The organism is Fluoribacter dumoffii NY 23 (genome assembly GCF_000236165.1).
Classification (GTDB): Bacteria; Pseudomonadota; Gammaproteobacteria; order Legionellales; family Legionellaceae; genus Legionella; species Legionella dumoffii.
The window spans coordinates 1,655,690-1,679,578 of the sequence record NZ_CM001373.1 but is presented as its reverse complement, the minus strand read 5'-3'; the positions used below and the strand labels follow the sequence as shown (position 1 = coordinate 1,679,578).

The following is a 23,889-nucleotide window of genomic DNA, read 5'->3' as shown; positions in this document are numbered from 1 at the left end:
GTATAATAGCGACAATTTATTTTTCAGGTTGGTTTATGAATAAGCAGGACTTTTATTTTGATTTGCCTCCAGAATTAATTGCGCAATATCCTTTAGCGAATCGAAGTGATTCACGCCTTTTAATTTATAATCGTCAAAAGGAGGAATATGGTCATTACCAATTTCGCGAAATTGCTGATTTTTTAAATCCCGGTGATTTATTGGTGATGAATGACTCCAAAGTGATACCCGCCAGACTTTATGGCCATAAAACTACTGGCGGCAAAGTGGAGTTATTGGTCGAACGAATTACAGGAGAGTTCACATTTCTGGCGCACATTAAAGCCAGTAAAGCATTAAAAGCGGGTTCTATTATTCAGCTGGAACAAAACAAAGAGCTTGAAATTCTTGACAGACAAGATGATTTATTCGTTTGTAAAGCAGATATGGATGTCCTGACTCTGTTAAATGGGATAGGGCATATCCCCTTGCCTCCTTATATCACCCGTAATGATGAAAATCTGGATCAGGACCGTTATCAAACAGTTTATGCCAAATATGAAGGCTCCGTGGCCGCGCCTACGGCTGGTTTGCATTTTGATGAAGCAGTATTATCCAGTGTTCGCTCACGGGGTGTTTCTGTAGCTTACCTTACCTTGCATGTGGGGGCAGGGACGTTCAGGCCTGTTCGTTGTGAGGACATCAAAGATCATAAAATGCATAGCGAGCGATTTACCATAGGTGCTGAGTTATGTGAGGCAGTACATTCCACCAAAGCAGCTGGTAATCGGGTTATCGCGGTAGGTACTACAGCCATGCGTAGTCTTGAGAGTGCAGCACAAAATGGTACATTAACTCCGTGCAGCAGGGATACAGATATCTTTATTTACCCTGGATATGAGTTTAAAATTTGCGACGGATTAATGACTAATTTTCATTTGCCTGAATCTACCTTGTTAATGTTGGTTTCTGCGTTTATTGGTCATAAACAAGCTATGAAGCTATATCAAGAAGCGATCGAAAAGAAATACCGATTTTTTAGCTACGGTGACACGAGTTTATTGCTGTAAATCAGGAGATGAAAAATGTTGACGGCAGTACAGAATTTTATACCTGTTTTAACCTCGGAAGCAGGTTTGTGTCTTACAACAGCAAATTGGCAAGAAGCAAAAGTAACAGCAGCCTCTTATTCTCTGGAACAATTATTATATAAGCCGGGCCAGGAATTACTCAAAAGCATCGATGATTTATCTCATTATCTGGTTTGCCCTGGAATAACGGTACTTAATGCCTTATCGCTTAGGTCAAATAAGGAAGGAGTTTACGTACTTAAATCCCCTTACGATGGTTCCATAATAAAATTTACTTCCAAGGATTTAATCCACCTTGTCCAACATTTAAAGCCTGCTGCAGTCATTTTACCTGCTAATATCCTGCAGAATTTTCCTGAAATTTGGGACAATTGGAATGATGAAATTATTCCATTTCTGCATGCCCAGGAACTGAAAAATCAGCAGCTGAGTCAACCTCATGGGGTTTATTTTAATGTATTGGATGAGGTGGACTGGGAGCAATTAGAACGCTGGTCTCATTTACCACGGTATGTCACCGGCTGTTTTGACGCTGAATTAGTATGGCGTTTAGGTAATAAAGGTATAGGATTTATTGAAACTGATGAACCCGCGCAAGCTGCCATGCAAGGTAAAGTATACAGCCATGCTGGAGATGTGGATCTAACAGATTCTAAAACCCAGATGCAATTTGAATTAATTGATGCAGATTGTGTCTGTCCTACCTGTTCGCAACAATTTACCCGTGCTTACTTACATCATTTATTACAACATACTCCCTTGCTTTGTCAGCGGTTTTTGATTCAACATAATGTTTATTATGTGCAAAATTCCAAACCTTCTTCTTGATTTTCTTAGCCCTCTTAAAATATCCACCTCCTGAAAGGAAAAAAGGGTTCAGGAGGGGCGGCACGCAGCTTCTTATCCATTGAAACGCTTATCCTTGTGCCATGAGGAAAATTCTTATCTCGCCTTTGCAAACTTGCATTTGACAGTTTTTACGAGAACGGATAGCATTATGGCAAATTATGGCGCGGGGTGTCGTGATAAACGTCTGAGAAATACCCGTTGAACTTGATCTGGTTCATACCAGCGTAAGAACGCCTTAAAATCGAAATTTCATTATAGAATCGCTAACTTTTAAATTCACCTGCCCAGCTACTTGGGTGTTTTAAGGGTTAACCAACATAGTTCTTAATGGGTTCAATTTCTTTAATTAAGTCTTTACGCGATATCTTAGCCATACTCATTTTTTATAATTTATACAAGGAGCAATGGCATGAGCGCGTTATCTACAAGAACAACTTTGTTACTCAACTGGTACGCAAATCCTTATCACACTCCAATTTTTGTTGCTCATTCACTAGGGTATTATCAGCAAGAGGGAATAAAACTTGCGATTCTGGAGCCTAGCGATCCCAGTGATGTGACTGAAATTGTAGGCATGGGCCATGTAGATTTTGGTGTTAAGGCAATGATCCACACTTTGGCAGCCCGTGCAAAAGGTTATCCGGTCACCTCCATTGGGACTTTGCTGGATGAGCCTCCTACAGGGCTTATTGCACTTAAATCCAGTGGCATTACTTCGTTTAAAGATATTGTTGGGAAACGAGTAGGGTACATAGGTGAGTTTGGCAAAATCATCATTGACAATTTGGCAAAGTTAGCGGGTATTGATCCTGAAAGTTATGAAACAGTCCGTATTGGTATGAATGTTACCGATGCGATTTGCCGTGATCTCATTGATACGGGTATAGGTTTCATTAACTTTCAAAAAGTAGAGCTTGAATACTTACGGGATGAAACAGTATTTTTGCGTCTGGATCAATTGGCAGGCCTTGGGTGTTGCTGCTTTTGCTCCATTCAATTTATTGTTCCAGAACGCATGTTAAAAAAACCTGAAACAATTAAAGGATTCCTCAAAGCGACACAACGAGGTGCCGCCTTTACTACCGAAAATCCTGAGGAAGCCTATGACTTGTTACGCCAGGCTAAACCCCAATTGCGCACTCAAATGTATCACACCATTTTTATTCGTAGTTTGCCATTTTTTTCACGAAATCTTTTAAATGTGGAACGTGACTGGAATAAAGTGGGCAGCTTTGGTAAACATTTGGGAATTATTGATGAGTCTTTTGCTGTAAATGCTTGCTACACCAATGAGCTACTGCCCAAAATGCCGCATTCTGATCTAGAGCCCATTGCCTGTTGTGTCAGTGTATAACAATTAATTGGGCATAATTCTTTTAGCGCCGGTACTGGGAGGACTTTTCTGTGAACGAGCCTCTCAGCGCTGTACCTGAATAAAAATGCGAGAAGCATATACCATCCCCCATTATTGAGGAGTGATTGATTTAATGAAAAATGCAGCTGTTGTCGGCGCTGGAATTATGGGATGTTTGTTGGCTTTACGTTTACACAATGAAGGTTGGCAGGTGACTTTATTTGAAGCGGCAAACTCTTTTGATAATTGCAGTTATGCAGCCGCAGGTTTGTTGTCCCCTTTTTCTGAGCTGGATAAAGCAGAGCACGTCATTTTTACATTAGGCTTGGAGTCGGTAGACGGATTATGGCAGTCCATTTTAAATCAATTGGCTGAACCTGTATATTTCCGCCAAAAAGGTTCTCTGGTGGTTCATCATCCGCAAGACAAGGCAGAGTGGCAGCACTTCAGTACCCGAATAACAAATAAATTAAGCGACTCATGTTATCGATTGATTAGTCAGGATGTTTTGAGTCAACTGGAACCGGAATTGAACCAATTTAAAACAGGATATTATTTTCCTAAAGAAGGACAAATTGATAACCAGGCACTGTTGTTGGCCCTAAAAAAACAACTTTGCCAGCAAGGTGTTATTTGGCGGGGCCAAACCTTTGTTTCCAATATCCATTCAGGAAAAGTCGAAACTGGAAAAGGGTCCTGTGCTTTTGATTTTGTTTTTGATTGTCGCGGTATGGGGGCCAAAAATACATTTACCAATCTGCGTGGGCTTCGGGGGGAACTGATTTGGCTGCATGCGCCTGAGGTACGAATACGAAGACCCATAAGGTTCCTGCATCCAAGATATTCTATTTATATAGCTCCTCGACCTGGATCTTATTATCTTATCGGTGCCAGCGAGTTGGAAACAGAAGATTTAAGTCCAATTTCAGTACGGACCACGCTGGAATTATTAACTGCCGCGTATTATGTACATCGAGGTTTTGCAGAAGCACGGATTATTAAAACAGTGACACACTGTCGGCCGACTTTGATACACCATCAGCCGCGGATAAAATTTGCAAAACAATTTATTGCGGTGAATGGACTTTATCGCCATGGTTATTTAATTGCACCTGCTTTGGCAGAGGAAGTTTTACGAGGATTGAAGAGCAATCAAAAAGATGTCTGTTATCCTGAGCTTTGGGAGGCTTATTAATGATTATTTACCTGAATGACACCCGCTTAACCATAGAGGCGTCCTCTACCTTGCAACAATTTATTGAGCAAAGAAAAGCGGTAGGCGCACATGTGGCCATTGCTATAAATAATGAATTTGTTCCCAAATTCATGTATGCCAACACTATCTTGCGCGAAGGGGATCGTATTGATCTGATAGTGCCGATGCAAGGAGGGTAGGTATGTGGCATTTAGCAGACAAACCCCTGACAAGCCGCCTGCTTTTAGGAACAGCGGGTTATCCCTCGCTTGAAGTTATGGCCGATGCAGTGCGGGCCTCGAAAACAGAGGTGATCACTGTGTCCCTGAAGCGACAAATATCAAGGGGGGGAGGGAGCGAATTGTTTTGGCAAACCATCCAGTCTTTAAATTGCAGCTTACTACCCAATACTGCTGGATGTCGTGATGCGCAAACTGCAATTACTACAGCTGAAATGGCCCGCGAACTTTTCCACACTTCCTGGATAAAGCTGGAGGTGATTGGCGATGACTTCAGTTTGCAGCCTGATCCCTTTGAATTGGTATATGCGGCGAGCGAATTAGTAAAACGCGGGTTTGAGGTTTTTCCTTATTGTACCGAGGATCTTGTTTTATGCCAGCGGCTGGTTGATTGTGGTTGTAGAATATTAATGCCCTGGGCCGCACCTATTGGTTCAGGAAAAGGATTACTTAATCCTTTTGCTTTGGGGACTCTGCGGCAAAGATTGCCCGATATAACGCTGATTGTGGATGCAGGGATTGGCAAGCCTTCGGATGCTACCCGTATTTTGGAATTAGGGTTTGATGCGGTTTTACTGAACAGTGCAGTGGCTTCAGCAATCCATCCTGTCGCAATGGCCGAAGCTTTTTCTCATGCAGTCGCTGCTGGGCGGGGTGCTTTTGAGGCAGGTCTTATGGCGGAACGAATTGCAGCCCAATCTTGTACCCCTTTGATTGATACACCTTTTTGGCAGCAGGAGGTAATATGAGTGCTTCTGTGTGGATCAATACAGAAAAAGAGGCGGATGTATGCACTTTGCGTGCATTAAACCTTCAGGTTCATCCGCAGCATGTCAATTATTCCTGCCAACCTCATGCGATTAAAATGGAGGGGGTGGTTTCTCCGGAGGAACTCAACCTTCTGAAACACTACACTGGTCCAGTGGTTTTAGATTTTACCTTATCTTCACTCCAGCATATTGATAAGGCAAACCTGTTAAGCGCCGGTCGTTTTTTCGCAGATATTCTTATATTGAATACCCTGGAGGCCGAATCTCTTTTAAGCCGAAGCATTGCGACCCCTCATGCGATGGAGGAAGCTGCGCATGAATTATTAACCTTGGGTGCTAAAAGTGTTGTACTTTGTGGTGAGCCGCATCTGTTGGGAAGAGCATGGACGCATGAGTATTGGACAAACGGCGTTACTTCTTTCTGGTTATCGCAAAAGAGCGTTCCGCAAGCCAGGTATCCAGATCTTCGTACTGTGTTCACATCTGCGATTACCGGCGCATTGGCTCAAGGGTACACCGTAGAAGATGCACTGATCCTCGGAAAAATGTATGTGCATCAAGCAGTGCGTCAAGCACAAAGCAGTTTATTTTTTGGCGGATTCCCGGAAGATGAAGCAGATTTACCCTATCTTTCCTCGACCCCGTTATACCATGCACCGCATCCATTTAGGCGGTGCCCTCCACTAGGTCTTTATCCTGTGGTCGATCGATTCGCGTGGGTGGAAATGCTCTTAAAGCTTGGTGTAAAAACCATTCAATTGCGAATTAAAGAAAAATCAGCGGCATTGGAAGTGGAGATGCAGCGAAGTATCGCTTTGGCTAAAAAATATCGTGCCACTTTATTTATTAATGATTATTGGGAATTGGCCTTAAAGCTGAATGCCGAAGCAGTTCATTTGGGACAATCAGATTTAGATAGTGCTGATCTGGATGCAATCCGCAAACAGGGACTTTTATTAGGTGTGAGTACTCATTGTTACTATGAAGTTGCCCGGGCACATGCAATCTGTCCTTCATACATTGCCATTGGACCTGTTTTTGAAACAGACAGTAAAGAAATGCCTTTTGCTGCCCAGGGTGTTGAGCGCCTGCAACGTTGGCAACGTACTTTAAATTACCCTTTGGTGGCAATAGGGGGAATTAATAAGGCACGAATGCCCGCTGTGGCCGCCACCGGTGTGCAGGGCGTGGCACTTATTTCTGCTATTACCAAAGCCGAAGATCCGCAGCAGGCAACATTGGAACTTTTAAGTTTAATGGGAAAATGAGAATAAATATGTCGGATGCTTTAAAACGTTACACGCAGCAAATTAAATTGGAGGAAATAGGCATTGGCGGCCAGAAAAAACTGCAAAAAGCGCGAGTATTATGTATCGGTGCCGGGGGAATTGGAGCAACACTGCTTCCTTACCTTGCCGGTGCAGGAGTGGGAACCATAGGTATTATTGATGGGGATGTAATTGAAGAGGGCAATCTACATCGACAAATACTTTATCAGGAGCAAGATGTATTTTATAAGAAAGCAACTACAGCGAGAATGAAATTGCAGGCCTTGAATTCAAACATCAATGTTCAGGCTTATGAGTTTCGTTTAAATGATGAAAATGCCGAAACTATTATCATGCAATATGATCTGATAGCCGATTGTTCTGATAATTTTTCCACGCGCTACTTAATTCACGAGGTATGTTATCGACTTGAAAAACCTTATGTTTATGCCAGTGCTCAACAATTCCAAGGACATTGTTCTTTATTTTATGGCAAGGACAATCCCTGTTTGCATTGTTTGTTTCCAGTAATTCCTGATACTGTTATAAGTTGCCAGAGTGATGGTGTGTTAGGTACGCTCCCTGGCTTATTGGGTATTTTGCAAGCGACTGAAATCATTAAATGGATTACCCAAAGTGGTGTTTCATTGTTAAATCGTTTGCTTTGTATCGATTTACTTTCTTTGGAAGTAAAAAAGATTAATTTAATTAAAAACAAGGAGTGTCCCTTTTGTGTTTTGGGTAAAAAAAAGGGGAATGTTTTTACCCAAAGTTGCGATGATATGGGTTCTTTTGCTGTAACTGCAGCCGCCTTATCCGGCTTTTTGCAAAAAAATCCTCAAATATTATTGTTGGATGTAAGAACTGAAGCCGAGCATCAAAAGAAAAATTTGGGTGGGAAATTAATCCCCTTATCTGAATTGGCGGAACGTTTTAATGAGCTCGACCCTCAGCAACCCCTCCTTATTTATTGTCAGTCAGGTCAAAGGAGCAGACAGGCGTTTGCACTATTGAAGGCTGCTGGATTTTGTTCGTTATATCATTTGCAAAATGGCCTGCACGCTTTGGTGGAAACATAACGACATCGTCAGGAAATAAAACACCTTCGGAACCAAATGCATTTTTATCCGCTTTCCAATGAAAATGGGAAAACATGAGCAGGATTAATAAATACTTCCCAGAGCAACAGCGTGGGTTTTTTGATTAGAATTCACTTTGATTCATTTACCTTCTGCACAATTCACTATATGATGTCACGCGATTATCAATAGTAGATTTAAGGAGATATTATGAGTTTTTTTATTAGCGATGCTCTGGCTGCAGCGGAAACTACAGCAGCGCCACAAGCAGATGGAACTTTCTCGCTCATTATGATCGCCGCTATTTTCGTGTTGTTTTATTTTATGCTCATCAGACCCCAAAATAAAAGAGCAAAAGAACATCGCGAATTAATAAATCGTTTAAAGAAAGGTGACGAAATCATTACCTCAGGTGGTATTTTAGCTAAAGTAGTTAGTTTAGACGACCAATACATCAAGATTAGTCTTGCCGAAGGTGTTGAGATTAATTTACAAAAAGGTGCGGTAAGTGCAGTATTGCCCAAAGGCACTCTAAAATCGCTTTAAGAAGTCATAGGGACACGGAAATGCAAAATAAATATCCTCTATGGAAAAACCTGATGCTGATCATTATTGCAGTGGTTGGGTTTATTTACGCTATACCAAATTTGTATACAGAAAACCCTGTAGTGCAGATTTCATCTGAAACCCCTGTGGATTATGATGAATTAAAGAATCAGGTAGAAGGTATCTTGAAAAAAGATAATTCACCTTATAAAGCAATCATCGTTCAAAGCTCAGGTGTAGAAGTTGTTTTTTCATCTACTGACGCACAATTATTAGCCCGCGATAACATAAAAAATGCGTTGGGCTCTCAATATACCGTAGCTCTGAATTTGGCTCCCTCAACACCAAATTGGTTGGATGCAATTCATGCTGCTCCCATGAAGCAAGGCCTGGATCTCCGTGGTGGGGTACACTTTTTATTAGAAGTTGATGTTGATAGCGTGATTAGCCGTCGTTATGAAGGAATCATGAAAAACATCAGCCAGGAATTACGTGACCTGGGAATTCGATATACAGGTATTCGTTATATAGCAGATAAAGGTATTGATTTACATTTCCGTGATAGCGAATCAACGAATAATGCCTTTGTGGGCTTAAAAGAAAAAATTCCTGATCTTGTTTTTGTCAAAAGTAAAACAGATAACGGAATATTGGCCTCTATCACACCTGTCGAATTAAATAAAATGCGCCAAAATACTATTGAACAAACAATGAGTATTTTACGCAATAGGGTCAATGAACTGGGGGTTGGCGAAGCAGTGGTACAACAGCAAGGAGCAACCCGTGTTGCTGTTGATTTGCCTGGAATCCAGGATGCGGCTCGTGCGAAACAAATTCTTGGCGGGACTGCAACACTGCAATTCTATTTGGTTGATCAGGATAATGATCCACAAATTGCCAAACAAACAGGGGCTGTTCCTGTCAATGACAAGTTACTCATGATGGAAGGGCGTCCCATTTTGTTAAAGCGACAAGTCGTCTTGAGTGGAGATTCAATTACTTCAGCTGTTTCAAGCTATGATCAGCAATCAGCAACTCCTGCAGTACAAATACAACTTGGGGGTGGCGGGGAAAGCCTGTTTACCAAAGTTACCCGCGAAAATATTGGCAAACGTATGGCGATTGTTTATGTCGAAACAAAAAATACCATACAAACTGTTAATGGAGTGGAAAAAAGAATTACCCACAGAGAGGAGCGGGTTATCAGTGCTCCAGTAATTCAAAATGCTTTGGGTAATAATTTCCAGATCACGGGGCTTGCTGACAATAAAGAAGCAAGTAATTTAGCCTTATTGCTCAGAGCTGGTGCTTTACCTGCTGCAATTTATCCCATTGAAGAACGTACAGTAGGTCCCACTTTAGGAAAAGAGAACATCCGTCGAGGCATTGTTTCTCTAGAGGTGGGCATGGGCTTAATTTTAGTCCTGATGCTCGTCTATTACCGATTTTTTGGTCTAATCGCCAATATTGCACTGTTGCTTAATTTGGTATTGCTCTGTGCTTTATTGTCTATGATTGATGCAACCTTAACCTTACCGGGTATTGCAGGAATTGTATTAACGGTAGGTATGGCTGTAGATGCCAACGTGTTGATATATGAACGTATCCGGGAGGAATTGCGCCATGGGTTATCACCTCAGGCCGCAATTTACGCCGGATATGAGCGAGCCTTTGCTACTATTCTTGATGCCAACATAACTACCTTAATCGTGGCGATTATTTTATTTGCTGTGGGAACAGGTCCAGTACGTGGATTTGCCGTAACCCTCTCTTTAGGGTTGATAACTTCAATGCTCACAGGTATCACTTATACCCGCGGAATTGTAAATTGGTATTATGGCGGCAGGGCTGTTAAAAAATTATCTATTGGTATTTAAGGCGAGGCTCAGATGGAATTTTTTAATCCAAATTCAAATGTGGACTTTATGGGTGCTCGTCGTTGGACGGCGATGTTCTCCATATTGATCTTTGTGGTTTCTATAGGCGCTTTAGCAATTCACGGCTTAAAATGGGGACTTGATTTTACAGGTGGGACTCAAATTGAAGTTTCTTATCCCTCGGCTGCGGATTTGCCTGCAATCAGAGATAGTCTGAGCAAGGCTGGCTTTAAGGAAGCTCAGGTTGTAAGCTACGGTACGTCCAAAGATGTATTGATCAGTATTGCTCCGCGCGAGGATAAAGAGCAAGCCCGCCTGGTAGACCAGGTCATGACTGCTCTTCCAGGTGCTGTAAAGCAAAGAGTCGATTTTGTCGGTCCACAAGTTGGTCAGGAATTGGCGACTAAAGGGGCCTTGGCTGTTATTGTTTCTCTATTGGCAACAATGATTTATATCGCCATGCGCTTTGAATACCGACTTGCAGTGAGTTCTGCTGTAGCGTTAGTTCATGACCCCGTGCTGATTTTGGGTGTGTTTGCTTTTTTTGGCATTGAATTTGATTTAAAGGCATTGGCAGGTCTGTTGGCAGTAATTGGTTATTCCCTCAATGATACCATCGTGGTGTTTGACAGGGTGCGCGAGAACTTTGTTAAAGTACGCCGTGCCACTTCAATTGAAATTATGAATATTTCGATCAACCAAACTTTGTCACGAACTATTATGACTTCAACTCTGACGCTGTTTGTAGTACTTGCACTGTTTTTCTATGGGGGCGAAGCCATACATGGATTTTCCCTGGCATTGATTATCGGTATCGTTATCGGTACTTATTCTTCAATTTATGTTGCCGGAGCTTTAGCGGTAGCTATGGGACTTGACAGGAAGGACTTTATGCCAAGTCAACGCAAAGAAGTAGACAGTCGTCCTTAAATTTCTCAAACTGGGTGTCTCTATCACCCAGTTAAACTCCTCTTTACCTTATACCAAAGTGAATGCGCTAGAATCCGCTTCCTCGTTTTCTCTGGTCTCTTTTTCCGATTCCTGCTTAATTTCTGATGAATCTTGCATTTGAGCTCGACTTGCCAATTGTCTTTTTAATTCCTCAATTACTTCAGGAGGAATTTTCATTGGTTTTTGAGTTTCTTGTATTTCTTCCCCTTCAATACGAATTTCACCTTGCTCAGTAATTTCAAGAACTTTTTTGGTATAACCTTCGGGTAATGAATTTTCAGGAACTAATTGCACGGGTATGCCAGCAATTATTGTGGCGCCATCAGCAATGCGTATTCCGTCTATAGGGACAATTTCTGGTGTTTTACTGTAATAACGGCTTATCAGGGAACAAATGGACCAAAGTAAATTGTAGGCCGCATCAAAAGGGAGGCCTACACCGATACCTATTCCTTGCCCAAGATAACCTGCTGCTGTTCCCATTAGATGAGCCAAACTAATGGTACAAAAGGAAGTGAGGAGTTTGGTTGCAATCACAGGGGCAAAAAGGGCAACTCCGGTTGTTCCGGCAGGGCTTAATACTAATAATGTACTTCCAACCAGGGCGGTTAATTGAACCCGGGGGGTGATCGCTGAAGTGGAGTTACTCACGCCTTCTGCCACGACCACACCCACGGTGGCTCCAACATAACTAAATGCGGCTCCGAATAAAGGTTGGGTGAATGAGATGACGGGAAAGTTTGTAATTTGGTCTTTAGCTTCCTTTTTATGACACATCTCTTTAATAAATTCGGCGAATTGTTTCCATTCCTTTTCCGTAAAAGGTTTATGTCCATCTTTTTCTAATGCCGCATTCGCATGTTGGAAAGCGCTTGGTGTTTTAAGGAGGCGTTCGGCCGTCAAGAAACATGTCTCTTTGTCTTCCTCATCCAAAAAATTGTCAGGGGTTATTCCCAAATTATCCTCGATAAGCCGATATAAAGCGGAGTTTCTTTTTGAACTGCCGATTTGGGATTGTACAAACAAACACGCTGCAATCATAAAACGGGCTGCAATAATATAGACTTGCCGTTGCTGTGGGGTTTGGATGTCACCTTCCTGGAGGAGATGGATTTTGAGTACTGCTTTTATTTTTTCCAAAAATGAAACTTGTTTATTGCGATTAACGACATCTGTTCCCCCAAAAAAGACAGGGGTACCAATTAGCGACGGTTTGGCGTTTAAATCAACATGGCGTTCGGTTTCATAGGTTTTTCGTAAGTGGTCAAATTTGGCAATACATCCAGGTGCAAGAATAAAGTGCATGATATCCCCCGTCCATTGGCATTTTTTTTTGCGTGATCAGTCAAAATCCTTTTTTGTATAGTTAATCTTACTTCGTAATTGTATAAATGCAATGTTATTTGATTATTTTTTACTAAATTATTTTAATTTGTTGAAAGATTTTATTATATTTAACAATTAACTTATTGAAATGATGCATTTTTTCAGAATTATGATACTTTTAACCTAATGACTCTAGTTTATTGTGCGTTTTGGGCAGTGCATAGGAGTGTAACTTGGATGAGGCGAAGCCATAATATGGGTTCTGGTAGCTGTAAAAATTCCTAGGTTGTGCTTTACTTCACCCCAGGCTGCATTTTTCAGGACTGATAAGGTGAATGAATTGATAAATGATGAAAAAAAAGTGGGGTTTATGGAAAGGCTGAAACATTTGTTTCTACTTCTTCGTGTATCCCACTGGGCCAAAGCAGTCTTTGTGATGCTGGGATTTTGTTATACACCTACTCCTGGATATTTTATCCCTGCCTTACTTGCATCTTTGGCATTTTGTCTAATCTCCAGTGCGGTATACATTTATAACGACATTGAGGACAGAACGGAAGACAGCTTGCATCCTCACAAGCGCCATAGGCCTTTAGCAAGTGAGAAAGTTTCTGTAACTGAAGCAATTTTTATGTTGTTTTTATTACTTGTGACCGGACTTACTTTGGGATGGCTGATTTCTAAAAAATTGGCAATTATTCTCTGTGTCTATCTGGTTATTAATGTCGCATACAACCACTTGTTCAAATTGATTCCTGTTGTTGATGTGCTTTGTATTGCTGCAGGATTTATGCTGCGGGTATTAGCGGGTACTTTGGGTATTGGGTTATCTATTTCTTCCTGGTTAATTGTTGCAGCAACCTTATTAAGTCTGTTTATCGCTTTAAACAAACGGCGAATGGAAATGCAATTGGGTTTAAAACATGCGACACGACAGGTTTTGAAAAAATATAATCCGTTGGTACTCCAGTGGCTGATTGTAGCAATTGGATTTTCCAGTTTTATTACTTACGTTTTCTATATTATTTATGCCCGGGACGAATCTTTTTATTTTATGTTAACCGTCCCATTTGCTGCAATTGCATTGTGGCGCTTTGCCTGGCTGGCTACCCAGGATATTGAAAATGACGATCCTGTAATTGTATTTTTAAGTGATCGGCTGTCACGAATTAATTTATGGTGTTTTGTAGTGCTGACCTTTATGGCTTTAGCCCAATGAAATTCGGTTTCCGATGGTATGACAGTTTTTTAATTCTATTGCTTTTTTACCTGTTTGTTTTGCAAATACAAGCAATCTGGCCGTTCACCATCGATGATATGTTCATTTCCTTAAGGTATGCCAAACATTGGGCTGCTGGTAAGGGTATTTTATGGAATCTGCAAGCTCCTCCGGTAGAAGGGTATTCCAATTTTAGTTTTGTTGTACTAGGAGCATTAACGCTTCTTCTTAATGGAAATCCGGTAGTTTTCCTCAAAATGGCCGGAATAGCCGGCCTGTTTTTTACCTGTCGTTTTATTTATCTCATAAGTCGTTTTTGGTTTACCCCGCGTGAATCCCTTTTGCCCTGTGTGGGATTATTGCTCTATAAAGGGCAAATTATTTGGGCAGCCAGTGGTTTGGAAACAACAGTATACGAAGCGCTTTTATGTGGTGCTGTATACTATTGTCTCAGGGGAATGGGATATGGTCTTTTCCCTGCGTCACGGGGAACTTCAATAACCCGTTATTTCATCTTTTCAGGGATTTTTCTTGCTTTTGCGGGCCTGACACGCCCTGAAGCGCCTGCCTTTATGATTTTATTTTTAATCCTAATCTACTGGGACAGGCCCACAGAGAATTTAAGACACTATCGAAATAGTGTGCTGCTTTTTTGCTTCATGCTCCTGTTATTCTATGGTCCCTATTTTTTGTGGCGTCTTTATTATTTTGGATTTTTGTTTCCCAATTCGGTCTATTGCAAAGGGGTAGCCAAAACATTTACTTTCACTTTGGATCTTGCTTATCTTAAAATGATTTGGCCGTTAGCTTTTTTAGCCTTACCTGCCTGCCTGCAATCTGAAGACAAAAAACCTTATTTCTTATGGCTTCCCAGCGTTTTATATCTCATTTTGTTAGTCAATTCAGATCCGGTAGTAGCTTTTGAAAATCGACTTTTTTTACCTGCATTTGCTTTGCTTCTTCCCTTGGTGGTGCAAGGTATTCGGCTGTTTTTATATGGGGTGTGGCCAAGAAAGAATCTTCATTTTTCTTTATTTTTTTATTTGAGTTCTTTGCTTGTTTTGCTTCTTATAATTCCTAAAATGAGTCTGGCAGACTATCGCTACTTTAGTCAAAATCCTGTTCGAGGTGAGTTATTGCGCAATAAAGTAGTGGCTTGGTTAAATAGAAATACTTCTCCGGACGATTGGGTGGTTTTAGCAGATAGCGGGTTGATTCCTTACTCCAGCAATTTGAATTTTATTGATTCTTATTGTTTAAATAACTTAGCAATGGCCCACTATTCCACGAAAGATATGTATGTAGAATTCTGTGAGGCGATTTGGCAAAAAAAGCCGGCAGTTATCATTTTAACATCACTTATTAAACAGGGAAAAATAATCTATACGCCCAGTGATGCTTGTTTAAAAGAAAAATTGCACCAATACAACTATCAATTAAGGGCGACCTATGTGAGTAATAATCCCGACTCGATTTATCGTTATGAAATATATGAGGATCCAATTATTCTTCCAGCAAAAAAGAGGGAGTTTTAAATTAAGGATTTTCCTGGTGTTTATGATTTTTGATGTGATATACGCAAAATTTAGTGTACTATTTCGCTAGTAATAATAATGAGTGAAGGAAGATTCGCGTATGATACAAAAGATATCAGTATTTTTTCAAAAACTACATAAAAAATTACCCGTTCTTTTGTGCGATTTTCTTTCAATCCCCGTCGCTTGGTATATCGCCTATTGGTTGCGATACAATATGCAGCCCTTTCCGAAGATGTTAACTTCGACTCAATCTATTACGGGCCTAAGCATGTTAACGGCAATTCAGGTTTGCTGTTTCTTTTATTTTAAAACCTACCGTGGTTTATGGCGCTTTTTTTCCTTAAACGATGTAGTAAGAATATTAAAAGCCACCTTTACTGCCACAATATTAGGAATTCCTGTTTTATATCTCATGTCAATTCTGCATGAGGTTCCACGTTCTGTATTCCCCTTATACTGTATGATCCTTACTACAATTCTTTGTAGCACCAGGATGTTACGCAGGCTCTACTGGGACAAGCAAGCTAAAGGGACCAAAACTAATGAAATAAAACGGGTGCTTATCATTGGTGCAGGTATGGCGGGTGAAAGCCTTGCACGGGATTTAAAGCGCTCAAATCAATACATACCTGTAGGTTTTATTGATGATAACCTCACTAAACGTGGTTTGGAAGTTCATGGAGTACGTGTCTTAGGTACCACCAGTCAAATTGCCAAGTGCGTATCTGATTATTTAATCGATTTGATTTTCATTGCTATTCCTTCCGCCAGTTCTTCAGTGATGCGCCGGATTGTAACCTGTTGTGAAGAAAGTAATACACCCTATAGTACTCTTCCAAGCCTTAATGCTTTAGCCTCCGGAAGAGTGGAAGTTAATGCACTTAGACCTGTTAATATAGAAGACTTGCTTGGCAGAGACCAAATTAGCCTGGAGTGGGATAAGGTAACAGCGGGAATAACTGGCAAGCGCGTGCTGGTTACGGGCGGGGGAGGTTCCATTGGATCAGAGCTCTGCCGACAAATTTTAGCCCTTAAACCCAATAGCCTGGCTATTATTGAAAGCAGTGAATTTAATTTGTATCAAATTGAAATGGAGCTCAAACAAAACTTTCCTGATGTTTCTATAGAATTCATGTTGATGAATGTTACTGACGAAGTCGCCATAAACCATTTCTTTGTAAGTTTTCAACCTGAAATTGTTTTCCATGCGGCAGCATACAAGCACGTACCTCTTTTGGAAAACCAAATCCGTGTAGCCGTGATGAATAATGTACTTGGAACTCAAATTGTTGCAAAAGCGAGTGTGTCTGTTAACGTCGCAAAATTTATTTTGATTTCTACGGATAAAGCGGTAAATCCTACCAATATTATGGGAACCACCAAACGTGTGGCTGAAATATATTGCCAGAATCTTGATGGTAGGGCCAAAACCCAATTCATCACCGTACGTTTTGGAAACGTTTTGGGATCTGCGGGAAGTGTAGTTCCTTTATTCCAAAAGCAGTTACAAAACGGCGGCCCAATAAAGGTAACCCATCCTGAAATGCAACGGTATTTTATGACCATACCGGAAGCTTGCCAGCTAATTTTGCAAGCTATGGTGAATGGAAAGGGCGGGGAAATTTTTGTTCTGGATATGGGTGAACCCGTTAAAATAAGCTATCTGGCAGAGCAAATGATACGGCTGGCTGGAAAAGAGCCTGGAAAGGATATCATGATTGAATTTACCGGCTTACGCCCCGGAGAAAAATTATTTGAAGAGTTGTTCCACGAATCAGAACAATTAGCGCCAACAGAGCATGAAAAGTTATTTAAGGCAAAATTCCGAGAACTGAATTGGGACGAACTAATTCAAACCATGCGTTTGTTGCACACAGCATGTGAAGAGCATCAGGATGACGAATTATTGATTTTATTAAAAAGCTTGGTACCCGAATTAAATACCACTAACGCGTTATCCATATATTAGGAGGGCGACAAGTCCTCTCAAGCCTACGTGGTTAAAAAGTTTAGTGCCCACATATAATGCATTTCCTATATACCAAGGGCGGGCGATAATTCTCCCAACCCCACCGCATACGTGCCGCGACTTGTTCGCGGCATCTCCTAAGAGGGTTAAATTAAACCTAAACATGTCCATATAATCAGCGCCACTTAAGTGATATCATCCTATTGAGTCCAATATACTCAAAAACAAGGAAGAAAGATGGAATCATTTTACGTCTATATCATGGCAAGCAGGCAGAATGGTACATTGTATGCTGGTTCAACGTCAGAATTAATCAAACGCGTCTGGAAGCATAAAAATAACATAATTCCAGGATTTACAGCTACCTACAACGTCCATAAACTGGTTTATTATGAAGTTCACGAAACCTATTCAGAAGCTGCTCGACGTGAAAAACGTTTAAAAATTGGTGCCGACAATGGAAGTTAAATTTAATTGAGGAGCTTAATCCGGCATGGCGCGACTTATATAATGAAATTTGCTGTTAATTAAGAGCAGCAGCTGGATGCCGCGAACAAGTCGCGGCACGTAGGCGTTGGGGATTAGTAGTAGTTATCTCGGGTATCAAATGTTCATACTTCATAAACGGTGAGGATGACTTGTCAACACGCCCGATGGATATAAAAAATTTATAGTTTAAAAAAGAGGGTACGGAATGATTGTTTCTTTCGATGACTTTGCCAAAATTGATTTACGTTCAGGGACTGTAGTTAAAGTTGAGGAGTTTCCGCGTGCAAGAAAGCCCGCCTATAAAGTTTGGGTGGATTTTGGAAAAGAGATAGGCATATTACAAACCTCTGCCCAGGTTACCGTCCATTATACTCCGGAAACTTTACTAGGCCGTTCTGTAGTGGGGTGTGTTAACTTGGGGGAAAAAAATATTGCCGGCTTTACTTCTCAATTTCTGCTAGTTGGCTTTGCTGATGATAATGGAGCGATATGCCTCGTTACAACAGATCCCAAAGTACCCAACGGCCAGAAGCTGCATTAATTCCAAATCATTGACAGGTATATTGTTCTACTAACGCTGGCGGAGACTCTCATCGAGTGTTTGAGCTCCGCCATTACTCCAGTAACAGATTAAACTGGAGGAAAGAGGTCTTGAAACTTGACCCGGGTCTTCAAATGAAGCGCTTTTCTTCTGTTCTTCGATAAATCAAATATCTTATAGATGATGATGGGAACCACAAAGCTCACCATTCCTATATAGAAAGCCAGTTTGTAGGTAGGATCTTTATTCAATACCAGGAAGAATAGAGCAATACACATAAGGATAATTGCTAAAATTCCGGTATAAGGTGAATACGGGGTTACGTAGCGAAGATTTGCTGTAGTATACCCAGCTTGATACAGCCTGTTTCTAAATCTAATTTGTGATGTACACAAAGAAATCCAGGCCAATGTTCCAGTAAACCCAGATACCAGAAGCAGGGCGATATAAAGTTGCGTCTGTCCGAAAAAGTAACCTACGCCTAAAAGAATCCAAATGGTAATCAGGGTAGCTATAACTGCATTTTGCGGCACTGAATTATGGTTGAATTTGGCAAAAGTATGAGGTGCCATGCCATCCCGCGCCAAAGCGTTGAGGGCGCGTACCGTGCCATAAAAGCCAGAGTTTGCACATGATAATGTAGCGCTTAGGGTTACAAAACTGGTTACAGCACCAGCCCATTTCAAGTTATAAAAGTTCAGCGCATCCGCAAACACGGAGTTGGATAAACCTGCTTTTTGCCAGGGAAAAATCAATACCAGGCAAAATACGGGAATGATATAGATGAAGAGAATTCTTAAGGTCACATTTCGGATTGCATGCGGGATCATTCGTGCAGGATTTTCAGATTCCCCGGCAGCAAGACCAATAATTTCAGAACCTTGATAATTTACTAATAACAGCACCATAGCGGTCAAGAGGGACATGGTACCATTAGGAAGCAGGCCTCCGTCACCAAAGATGTATTTGGAACCAATAAACCCACCCGATTCAGAACTCTGGATAAGACCAAAGAAAATCAAAATAGCTAAAATAACAAAACCTAATAAAGCTAAAATCTTGATTAAAGCAAGCCAAAATTCGATTTCACCAAAAGTATCGACTTTGGCAAGGTTAATGTAGGTGATAAGAAAACCAAAACAAACAGCCCATACATAGCCATTTACTCCGGTAAACATTTCCATGATTATCCCCCCTGCAACACATTCCGCAGGGATATACGCCACCCAACTGATCCAGTACGACCATCCGACGCCGCACGCAACCGAGGGAGAGATGAAATCAGCGGTATACGTCACAAAGGAACCTGAAATAGGAATGGCCACAGCAAGTTCGCCCATGCACAGCATGGTTAAAAAAATAATCAAGCCGCCTAGTATGTAGGCTAGAAACACGGCAGGACCAACAAGATTTATTACTTCCCCTGTGCCTAAAAAATAACCCGAGCCGATAATACCCCCCAAGGCAATAAGTTGCACATGACGGTCTTTCAATCTTCGACTATAACCACTGTCTTTTATGGGCTTATCTGCTTCTATCTTGCTCTTATTCACGGACTGTTTGGTTCTCACAGGTTGTCATATTTTTGGGTGACGCTATGTTATATTCATCTTTAATAATTTAAAACTAAATTTTTCCTATTTACAGTAAATTTTTTCCTAAATTAAGATAAAAAATGAATCAGGACGCCATTATAAATCATTTTTTATCTATTTGAATATTTTTTTGATAAATTAGTGAAATTTATTACAGCGCATGCAGTGGCTTTATTGAATAACCAAAATTCAAACTGCTAAAAGAAAATCTATCCGTCTGCTATTTTGTAAACTAATAGCCATAAAATACTTCAGACAATGAACCCGAAAGTTGCATCATCACTTAACTTAAGTATACTTTTCAATAAGCCGCTGTAGCTCAGCCGGTAGAGCAGTTGATTCGTAATCAAAAGGTCGTGTGTTCGATTCACATCAGCGGCATTGTAGAATCAAGTGGTTACGATAATTAATTTAAAAAATAAAATATTAATGGGTACTTTGATGGGTACTTTATTCAGCTATATCCCAAATTAAAATGTGGATCTTTCCCAATTAAGGGCGCGGTGCAGAGCACCTTATGATGCATCTTTGTAATTTTCAAAATTTCTTAGACCATAAGCGCCGTTCATATATTGCGCTACTTTCTTTTATTATTTATATAAATATTTTATAATTATATAAAAACTTTATAATAAAATTCATGAAGAAAATTTATTATTGCTCAAGCAGCCAGAAGGACATTGGTACCTTTCCTAACAAATCAAAACAACGTATTGCGCGATTGCTTGATATGTTAGCAGAAGGTTTGAAGTTACAGCCAAATGACTTTAAATATATGGAGACAGTAGGGACAGGGGTCTATGAACTTAGAGTAAAAATAGATAAACAGAATTATCGTGTTTTTTACGTAGCTAAATTTGAAGAAGCCATTTATGTATTGCACGCATTTGTTAAAAAATCACAAGAAACACCGCAACAAGATATTGATAAAGCTAAGGAGCGTTATAACACTCTTTTGCGCCATCGAAAAGGAGAGCGATAATCATGGATAATGATGAATTTTTTGAAGGCTCAGGAAATACATTTAAAGACGTTGGCTGTGATGAGATTGAAGCTAAAAATCTACAATTTCGATCCCATTTAATGACCATATTAGTTCGTTACATACAAGAAAAAGGCTTCACACAAAAAGATGCGGCAAAGCAATTACATGTTTCACAACCACGGATTAGTAATCTATTACATGGAAAAATTGATTTATTTAGCGTCGGTATGTTACTCGATATGATGGAGCATGCTGGGTTTCAAATTTACAAAAAATTTGAGGGGATTACAAAAACAAAAAAATCAGAAAATCCAGACTGTTTAAGCGTTGTATCTCAAGCATTTATTATAGCAACAAACGAAATTATAGATATTTTCCACACATATCCAGCTCGCGTAACACTAAATACAGAGTTTTCTATGATCATGATGAAGATCTATCAAAATTTTATGCTAGACATTCTACCTGGAGCCCAATTACTCATAGATAAGAAAAAAATTTATAGCTTTTCTATAATTTGCCGTTCAGTATTTGACATTATTATTCAACTTAAATGGATTTTAAGTTTACCAGAGAATGAAAAAGATAAAGCTATTGAACGCTTTTTAAATTTTGAAGGTTTAGGGCTTAAAACCAATGGAAAAGTAACAAATAATTGGCAGAAAGTTATAGATCCAGATTACACTTCAAGAAAAATTGCCCAAGATATCGGACTAGATAGAGAAATAATGTCTTTGCCACTAGCAGAATCTTATAATATAAAGGATAAAAAAATATCAAAAATAGATTTAACTACGTTTGATTATCTATCTAAAGTAGTTCATTGGAACCCAACTATTATCAATAAACTAATAGGATATAATTCTGATCTGAAACTTGGTCATACATCTGAGTATTTAAGGATGGCAATAATTTCATCTGGAACATTTATTAGTTGTGCAATAATTTTTACAGAATTGTTTGTTGAGAGTTTTTTCAATCAAGAAACTGAGAATGTAAAAAATAAAACAAATCAAATACAAAGAAAATTCCAACAGTTTCTTACAAAGCTATAAAGCTAGACATTTATACTTTGGAATTGCTACAGAAAAAATTAATTTCACGTTTGAAGTTATTTAATTTTTCTATTTAAATAGATTGCACAAGCAATTATTTTGCATTCTATTATTTGATTATTAATCTGAATATTTGCCCAATCTTCATTTAAAGCAATTAATTCAAAGGATTGTTCTGTTTGGGAAACAGATATTTGCCTGTATTTACGAATTATTATTTCGTCTTCATTTCCCATTTTTGCTGCGACAAAATCTCCTGGGTTGAGTTTTGCATTAGGATTAAAAATTAAAATATCATTTACTCTGAACTCAGGCTCCATACTATTGTCTTTAATTTGCAATGCAAAAGCATTTTCATCTATCGGATTTGCTACATCGGGACTGACAGGTACAAAAGTTATTTTTTCGGGATGAAGTTCGTTTTTAATTTTTTGGATATTAAATACCGGATCGCATGCTTGTTTGTAGTCCAGTAATGGTATTAATGTCCCAATTCCAGAGTTTCTATTTATTTCTCCATCTCGATTATCTGATAATCCCATCAGAAAAGCAGGGGACACTTCCAAAGCTTTTGCTAACTGCGTAATTTCTTCTGGGCCAGGAGTTCTTTCTCCACGTTCATAATTGTTGATTCGGGAAATATTTAAATTTTCGGTTAATTCCGCCAATGCTTTTCTGGTCAGACCTTTGGTTGTCCGTTCTTGTTTTATCCGTTGTCCAATTTTTTCTTTGACGTTCATATCTTTACCAAGCCTTCCAATTTTTGAGAAATAAACAATTAGCAGATATTGACAGAAGTTCAATGCATGTTAAATTATACTCCTTTTGAGCTAAAATGCTCTTTATGAGTATTTGTAAGTAATCCATCGTTTAAAAGATAACACAATAAGAGCTTTATGACGATAGAATGGGGCGAAATGGGTAAAATGGATTTTATTATAGATCATCAACTATACTTTGATCCTCATCAAATAGTTAAAAGTCAGAGTTTTTCACGAGATCAGCTATATGGTTTAGTCTGTGTGAGTGTTTTTACTATTCAGTCTGAAGGGATGTATTTAATTTTAAAATGCCAATTAGCGACAAGGCATTATTCCGTCCAAAATAAAGCCGCCATAAACCCGCCACAGAAAGCCACCATAAACCCGCGCGAGGAATTCCTTGTAAATACTGGCTTATCTGAGTTTGAGCCATTAAAAGCCGACATAGGCGAATCTCAAAAAGCCGCCATACCTCATAAAGATAATATTTATATTTGTTTATTATTGCAATTCGAAAAATTTTTGCTGCTTTATCCTGAGAAAAATTCCTATTTAGCATGGAACGCTTTTTAGCTTCTAAATCCTGACAATTCATTATTCAAAAAAATCTTCAACACATTAACACCGGAAATTCAAAACATTGAAGAAAAACAAGTAAATGATATTTGGTTGGGAAGATGAAGTGACCCCGAATCAAAACCAGGAGAAGAAATATGCAGAGAATAGGCAAAGTACTCGAATTGGGTCAACAAAAGAGATTTTCTGAAATCAATGTGAAGTAGATACTGAACCAACAAAAACAATGTCATTTCATTCATGTAATGCCAATAGTCAAGCCAAGGGCATGGATGATTTTTCTCAAAGCTCGCAGCTCTATGGCTATATCTGGTGAACGCTGTTTAAACAATGATGCATTTTGGTGAATTTCGGTGAATTGGTGGTGAATGAGTGGTGAAGAACCAATCTCTAATGCAGTAGGGTAAAGGATTATTCTTTCACCACTTGCTTCACCATGTGTTCACCGTCATTTTTTGCTTTTAATTTGCAAAATAAATTAAAAAATAGTTATTAATCATATAGATATGATGCATATTTTTGTGATGCGATAGGTGTGTGTGTGTATTGTATTCTAAATTCATTTTTCCTGGAGATAGAGATTTTTAATCTGTATGGGAAGTTCTGATCTGAATATTTCTAGAGCGCAATGCAATTG

Annotated in this window: 21 protein-coding genes, 1 tRNA gene, 1 pseudogene and 1 riboswitch; of the genes and pseudogenes, 20 read left to right on the top strand and 3 right to left on the bottom strand. The window is 39.6% G+C overall.

Translation table 11 applies throughout. The annotated features are described in order from the left end of the window. Nucleotides 1-35 precede the first annotated feature (35 nt). The 11 genes from queA (at nt 36) to secF (ending at nt 11,177) form a co-directional block, all read left to right on the top strand. Nucleotides 36-1,049 (top strand): tRNA preQ1(34) S-adenosylmethionine ribosyltransferase-isomerase QueA, encoded by a 1,014-nt coding sequence (gene queA, locus KYQ_RS07565; protein ID WP_010653177.1) that lies wholly within the window; start codon nt 36-38, stop codon nt 1,047-1,049. 15 nt (nt 1,050-1,064) lie between these two features. Further along, on the top strand, nt 1,065-1,898 hold the full coding sequence (locus KYQ_RS07560) for a tRNA-guanine transglycosylase (RefSeq protein WP_010653178.1): 834 nt from the start codon (nt 1,065-1,067) through the stop codon (nt 1,896-1,898). A gap of 175 nt (nt 1,899-2,073) precedes the next feature. Next, a riboswitch (TPP riboswitch) is annotated at nt 2,074-2,167 on the top strand. 161 nt (nt 2,168-2,328) lie between these two features. Then, nucleotides 2,329-3,273: an ABC transporter substrate-binding protein gene (locus KYQ_RS07555; protein WP_010653179.1), complete on the top strand. Its 945-nt coding sequence runs from the start codon at nt 2,329-2,331 to the stop codon at nt 3,271-3,273. A gap of 133 nt (nt 3,274-3,406) precedes the next feature. Then, entirely contained in the window at nt 3,407-4,468 is a 1,062-nt protein-coding gene (locus tag KYQ_RS07550; RefSeq protein ID WP_010653180.1) for an FAD-dependent oxidoreductase, read from the top strand. Continuing rightward, the gene (gene thiS / locus KYQ_RS07545) at nt 4,468-4,668 is read left to right on the top strand and encodes a sulfur carrier protein ThiS (RefSeq protein ID WP_010653181.1); all 201 of its coding nucleotides are present in this window, start codon (nt 4,468-4,470) and stop codon (nt 4,666-4,668) included. The genes KYQ_RS07550 and thiS overlap by 1 nt, the downstream gene beginning before the upstream one ends. A gap of 2 nt (nt 4,669-4,670) precedes the next feature. Next, the gene (locus KYQ_RS07540) at nt 4,671-5,456 is read left to right on the top strand and encodes a thiazole synthase (RefSeq protein ID WP_010653182.1); all 786 of its coding nucleotides are present in this window, start codon (nt 4,671-4,673) and stop codon (nt 5,454-5,456) included. Then, on the top strand, nt 5,453-6,745 hold the full coding sequence (gene thiE, locus KYQ_RS07535) for a thiamine phosphate synthase (protein ID WP_010653183.1): 1,293 nt from the start codon (nt 5,453-5,455) through the stop codon (nt 6,743-6,745). The genes KYQ_RS07540 and thiE overlap by 4 nt, the downstream gene beginning before the upstream one ends. A gap of 8 nt (nt 6,746-6,753) precedes the next feature. Beyond that, nucleotides 6,754-7,824 carry a HesA/MoeB/ThiF family protein gene (locus KYQ_RS07530; protein WP_010653184.1) on the top strand — a complete coding sequence of 357 codons (1,071 nt, stop codon included), beginning with the start codon at nt 6,754-6,756 and terminating at the stop codon, nt 7,822-7,824. 210 nt (nt 7,825-8,034) lie between these two features. Beyond that, nucleotides 8,035-8,370, top strand: a complete 336-nt coding sequence (gene yajC / locus KYQ_RS07525) for a preprotein translocase subunit YajC (RefSeq protein WP_010653186.1) — start codon at nt 8,035-8,037, stop codon at nt 8,368-8,370. Nucleotides 8,371-8,390: 20 nt separating this feature from the next. Next, a complete protein-coding gene (gene secD / locus KYQ_RS07520; RefSeq protein WP_010653187.1) occupies nt 8,391-10,247 on the top strand; it encodes a protein translocase subunit SecD in 1,857 nt (618 codons plus the stop codon). 12 nt (nt 10,248-10,259) lie between these two features. Further along, nucleotides 10,260-11,177 (top strand): protein translocase subunit SecF, encoded by a 918-nt coding sequence (secF, locus tag KYQ_RS07515; protein WP_010653188.1) that lies wholly within the window; start codon nt 10,260-10,262, stop codon nt 11,175-11,177. 48 nt (nt 11,178-11,225) lie between these two features. Here the strand turns inward: secF and KYQ_RS07510 are convergent, their stop codons facing one another. Then, nucleotides 11,226-12,503: a hypothetical protein gene (locus tag KYQ_RS07510; protein WP_010653189.1), complete on the bottom strand. Its 1,278-nt coding sequence runs from the start codon at nt 12,501-12,503 to the stop codon at nt 11,226-11,228. 391 nt (nt 12,504-12,894) lie between these two features. Here KYQ_RS07510 and KYQ_RS07505 point away from each other — a divergent pair, with 391 nt between their 5' ends. The 5 genes and pseudogenes from KYQ_RS07505 (at nt 12,895) to KYQ_RS07480 (ending at nt 18,280) form a co-directional block, all read left to right on the top strand. Next, entirely contained in the window at nt 12,895-13,743 is an 849-nt protein-coding gene (locus tag KYQ_RS07505) for a decaprenyl-phosphate phosphoribosyltransferase (RefSeq protein WP_172461323.1), read from the top strand. After that, entirely contained in the window at nt 13,740-15,278 is a 1,539-nt protein-coding gene (locus KYQ_RS07500; protein ID WP_019349816.1) for a DUF8728 domain-containing protein, read from the top strand. The genes KYQ_RS07505 and KYQ_RS07500 overlap by 4 nt, the downstream gene beginning before the upstream one ends. A gap of 100 nt (nt 15,279-15,378) precedes the next feature. Continuing rightward, nucleotides 15,379-17,250: a polysaccharide biosynthesis protein gene (locus KYQ_RS07495; RefSeq protein WP_010653192.1), complete on the top strand. Its 1,872-nt coding sequence runs from the start codon at nt 15,379-15,381 to the stop codon at nt 17,248-17,250. 237 nt (nt 17,251-17,487) lie between these two features. Then, nucleotides 17,488-17,777 (top strand): annotated as a pseudogene (locus KYQ_RS07485) (GIY-YIG nuclease family protein). Between the two features lie 167 nt (nt 17,778-17,944). Next, entirely contained in the window at nt 17,945-18,280 is a 336-nt protein-coding gene (locus KYQ_RS07480) for a tRNA-binding protein (protein WP_010653194.1), read from the top strand. Between the two features lie 89 nt (nt 18,281-18,369). Here the strand turns inward: KYQ_RS07480 and KYQ_RS07475 are convergent, their stop codons facing one another. Next, nucleotides 18,370-19,851, bottom strand: a complete 1,482-nt coding sequence (locus tag KYQ_RS07475) for an amino acid permease (RefSeq protein WP_035718331.1) — start codon at nt 19,849-19,851, stop codon at nt 18,370-18,372. Between the two features lie 332 nt (nt 19,852-20,183). On the opposite strand from KYQ_RS07475, the gene KYQ_RS07470 reads away from it, so the two are divergent. The 3 genes from KYQ_RS07470 (at nt 20,184) to KYQ_RS18275 (ending at nt 21,915) form a co-directional block, all read left to right on the top strand. Further along, a tRNA-Thr gene (locus tag KYQ_RS07470) sits at nt 20,184-20,256 on the top strand. Nucleotides 20,257-20,515: 259 nt separating this feature from the next. Further along, nucleotides 20,516-20,857 (top strand): type II toxin-antitoxin system RelE/ParE family toxin, encoded by a 342-nt coding sequence (locus tag KYQ_RS07465; protein ID WP_019349813.1) that lies wholly within the window; start codon nt 20,516-20,518, stop codon nt 20,855-20,857. 2 nt (nt 20,858-20,859) lie between these two features. Further along, a complete protein-coding gene (locus KYQ_RS18275) occupies nt 20,860-21,915 on the top strand; it encodes an XRE family transcriptional regulator (protein ID WP_019349812.1) in 1,056 nt (351 codons plus the stop codon). Between the two features lie 56 nt (nt 21,916-21,971). On the opposite strand, the gene KYQ_RS07450 is transcribed toward KYQ_RS18275, so the two are convergent. Then, entirely contained in the window at nt 21,972-22,655 is a 684-nt protein-coding gene (locus tag KYQ_RS07450; protein WP_019349811.1) for a helix-turn-helix domain-containing protein, read from the bottom strand. A 156-nt stretch (nt 22,656-22,811) separates the two neighbouring features. Between KYQ_RS07450 and KYQ_RS18270 the strand changes: the two genes are divergently transcribed. Further along, entirely contained in the window at nt 22,812-23,249 is a 438-nt protein-coding gene (locus KYQ_RS18270) for a hypothetical protein (protein WP_019349810.1), read from the top strand. The last annotated feature ends 640 nt before the right edge of the window (nt 23,250-23,889 follow it).

Bases quoted from the DNA above. Each gene is read 5' to 3' on its own strand.
- queA (WP_010653177.1), top strand. From the start codon at position 36: ATGAATAAGCAGGACTTTTATTTTGATTTGCCTCCAGAATTAATTGCG.
- KYQ_RS07560 (WP_010653178.1), top strand. From the start codon at position 1,065: ATGTTGACGGCAGTACAGAATTTTATACCTGTTTTAACCTCGGAAGCA.
- KYQ_RS07555 (WP_010653179.1), top strand. From the start codon at position 2,329: ATGAGCGCGTTATCTACAAGAACAACTTTGTTACTCAACTGGTACGCA.
- KYQ_RS07550 (WP_010653180.1), top strand. From the start codon at position 3,407: ATGAAAAATGCAGCTGTTGTCGGCGCTGGAATTATGGGATGTTTGTTG.
- thiS (WP_010653181.1), top strand. From the start codon at position 4,468: ATGATTATTTACCTGAATGACACCCGCTTAACCATAGAGGCGTCCTCT.
- KYQ_RS07540 (WP_010653182.1), top strand. From the start codon at position 4,671: ATGTGGCATTTAGCAGACAAACCCCTGACAAGCCGCCTGCTTTTAGGA.
- thiE (WP_010653183.1), top strand. From the start codon at position 5,453: ATGAGTGCTTCTGTGTGGATCAATACAGAAAAAGAGGCGGATGTATGC.
- KYQ_RS07530 (WP_010653184.1), top strand. From the start codon at position 6,754: ATGTCGGATGCTTTAAAACGTTACACGCAGCAAATTAAATTGGAGGAA.
- yajC (WP_010653186.1), top strand. From the start codon at position 8,035: ATGAGTTTTTTTATTAGCGATGCTCTGGCTGCAGCGGAAACTACAGCA.
- secD (WP_010653187.1), top strand. From the start codon at position 8,391: ATGCAAAATAAATATCCTCTATGGAAAAACCTGATGCTGATCATTATT.
- secF (WP_010653188.1), top strand. From the start codon at position 10,260: ATGGAATTTTTTAATCCAAATTCAAATGTGGACTTTATGGGTGCTCGT.
- KYQ_RS07510 (WP_010653189.1), bottom strand. From the start codon at position 12,503: ATGCACTTTATTCTTGCACCTGGATGTATTGCCAAATTTGACCACTTA.
- KYQ_RS07505 (WP_172461323.1), top strand. From the start codon at position 12,895: ATGGAAAGGCTGAAACATTTGTTTCTACTTCTTCGTGTATCCCACTGG.
- KYQ_RS07500 (WP_019349816.1), top strand. From the start codon at position 13,740: ATGAAATTCGGTTTCCGATGGTATGACAGTTTTTTAATTCTATTGCTT.
- KYQ_RS07495 (WP_010653192.1), top strand. From the start codon at position 15,379: ATGATACAAAAGATATCAGTATTTTTTCAAAAACTACATAAAAAATTA.
- KYQ_RS07480 (WP_010653194.1), top strand. From the start codon at position 17,945: ATGATTGTTTCTTTCGATGACTTTGCCAAAATTGATTTACGTTCAGGG.
- KYQ_RS07465 (WP_019349813.1), top strand. From the start codon at position 20,516: ATGAAGAAAATTTATTATTGCTCAAGCAGCCAGAAGGACATTGGTACC.
- KYQ_RS18275 (WP_019349812.1), top strand. From the start codon at position 20,860: ATGGATAATGATGAATTTTTTGAAGGCTCAGGAAATACATTTAAAGAC.
- KYQ_RS07450 (WP_019349811.1), bottom strand. From the start codon at position 22,655: ATGAACGTCAAAGAAAAAATTGGACAACGGATAAAACAAGAACGGACA.
- KYQ_RS18270 (WP_019349810.1), top strand. From the start codon at position 22,812: ATGACGATAGAATGGGGCGAAATGGGTAAAATGGATTTTATTATAGAT.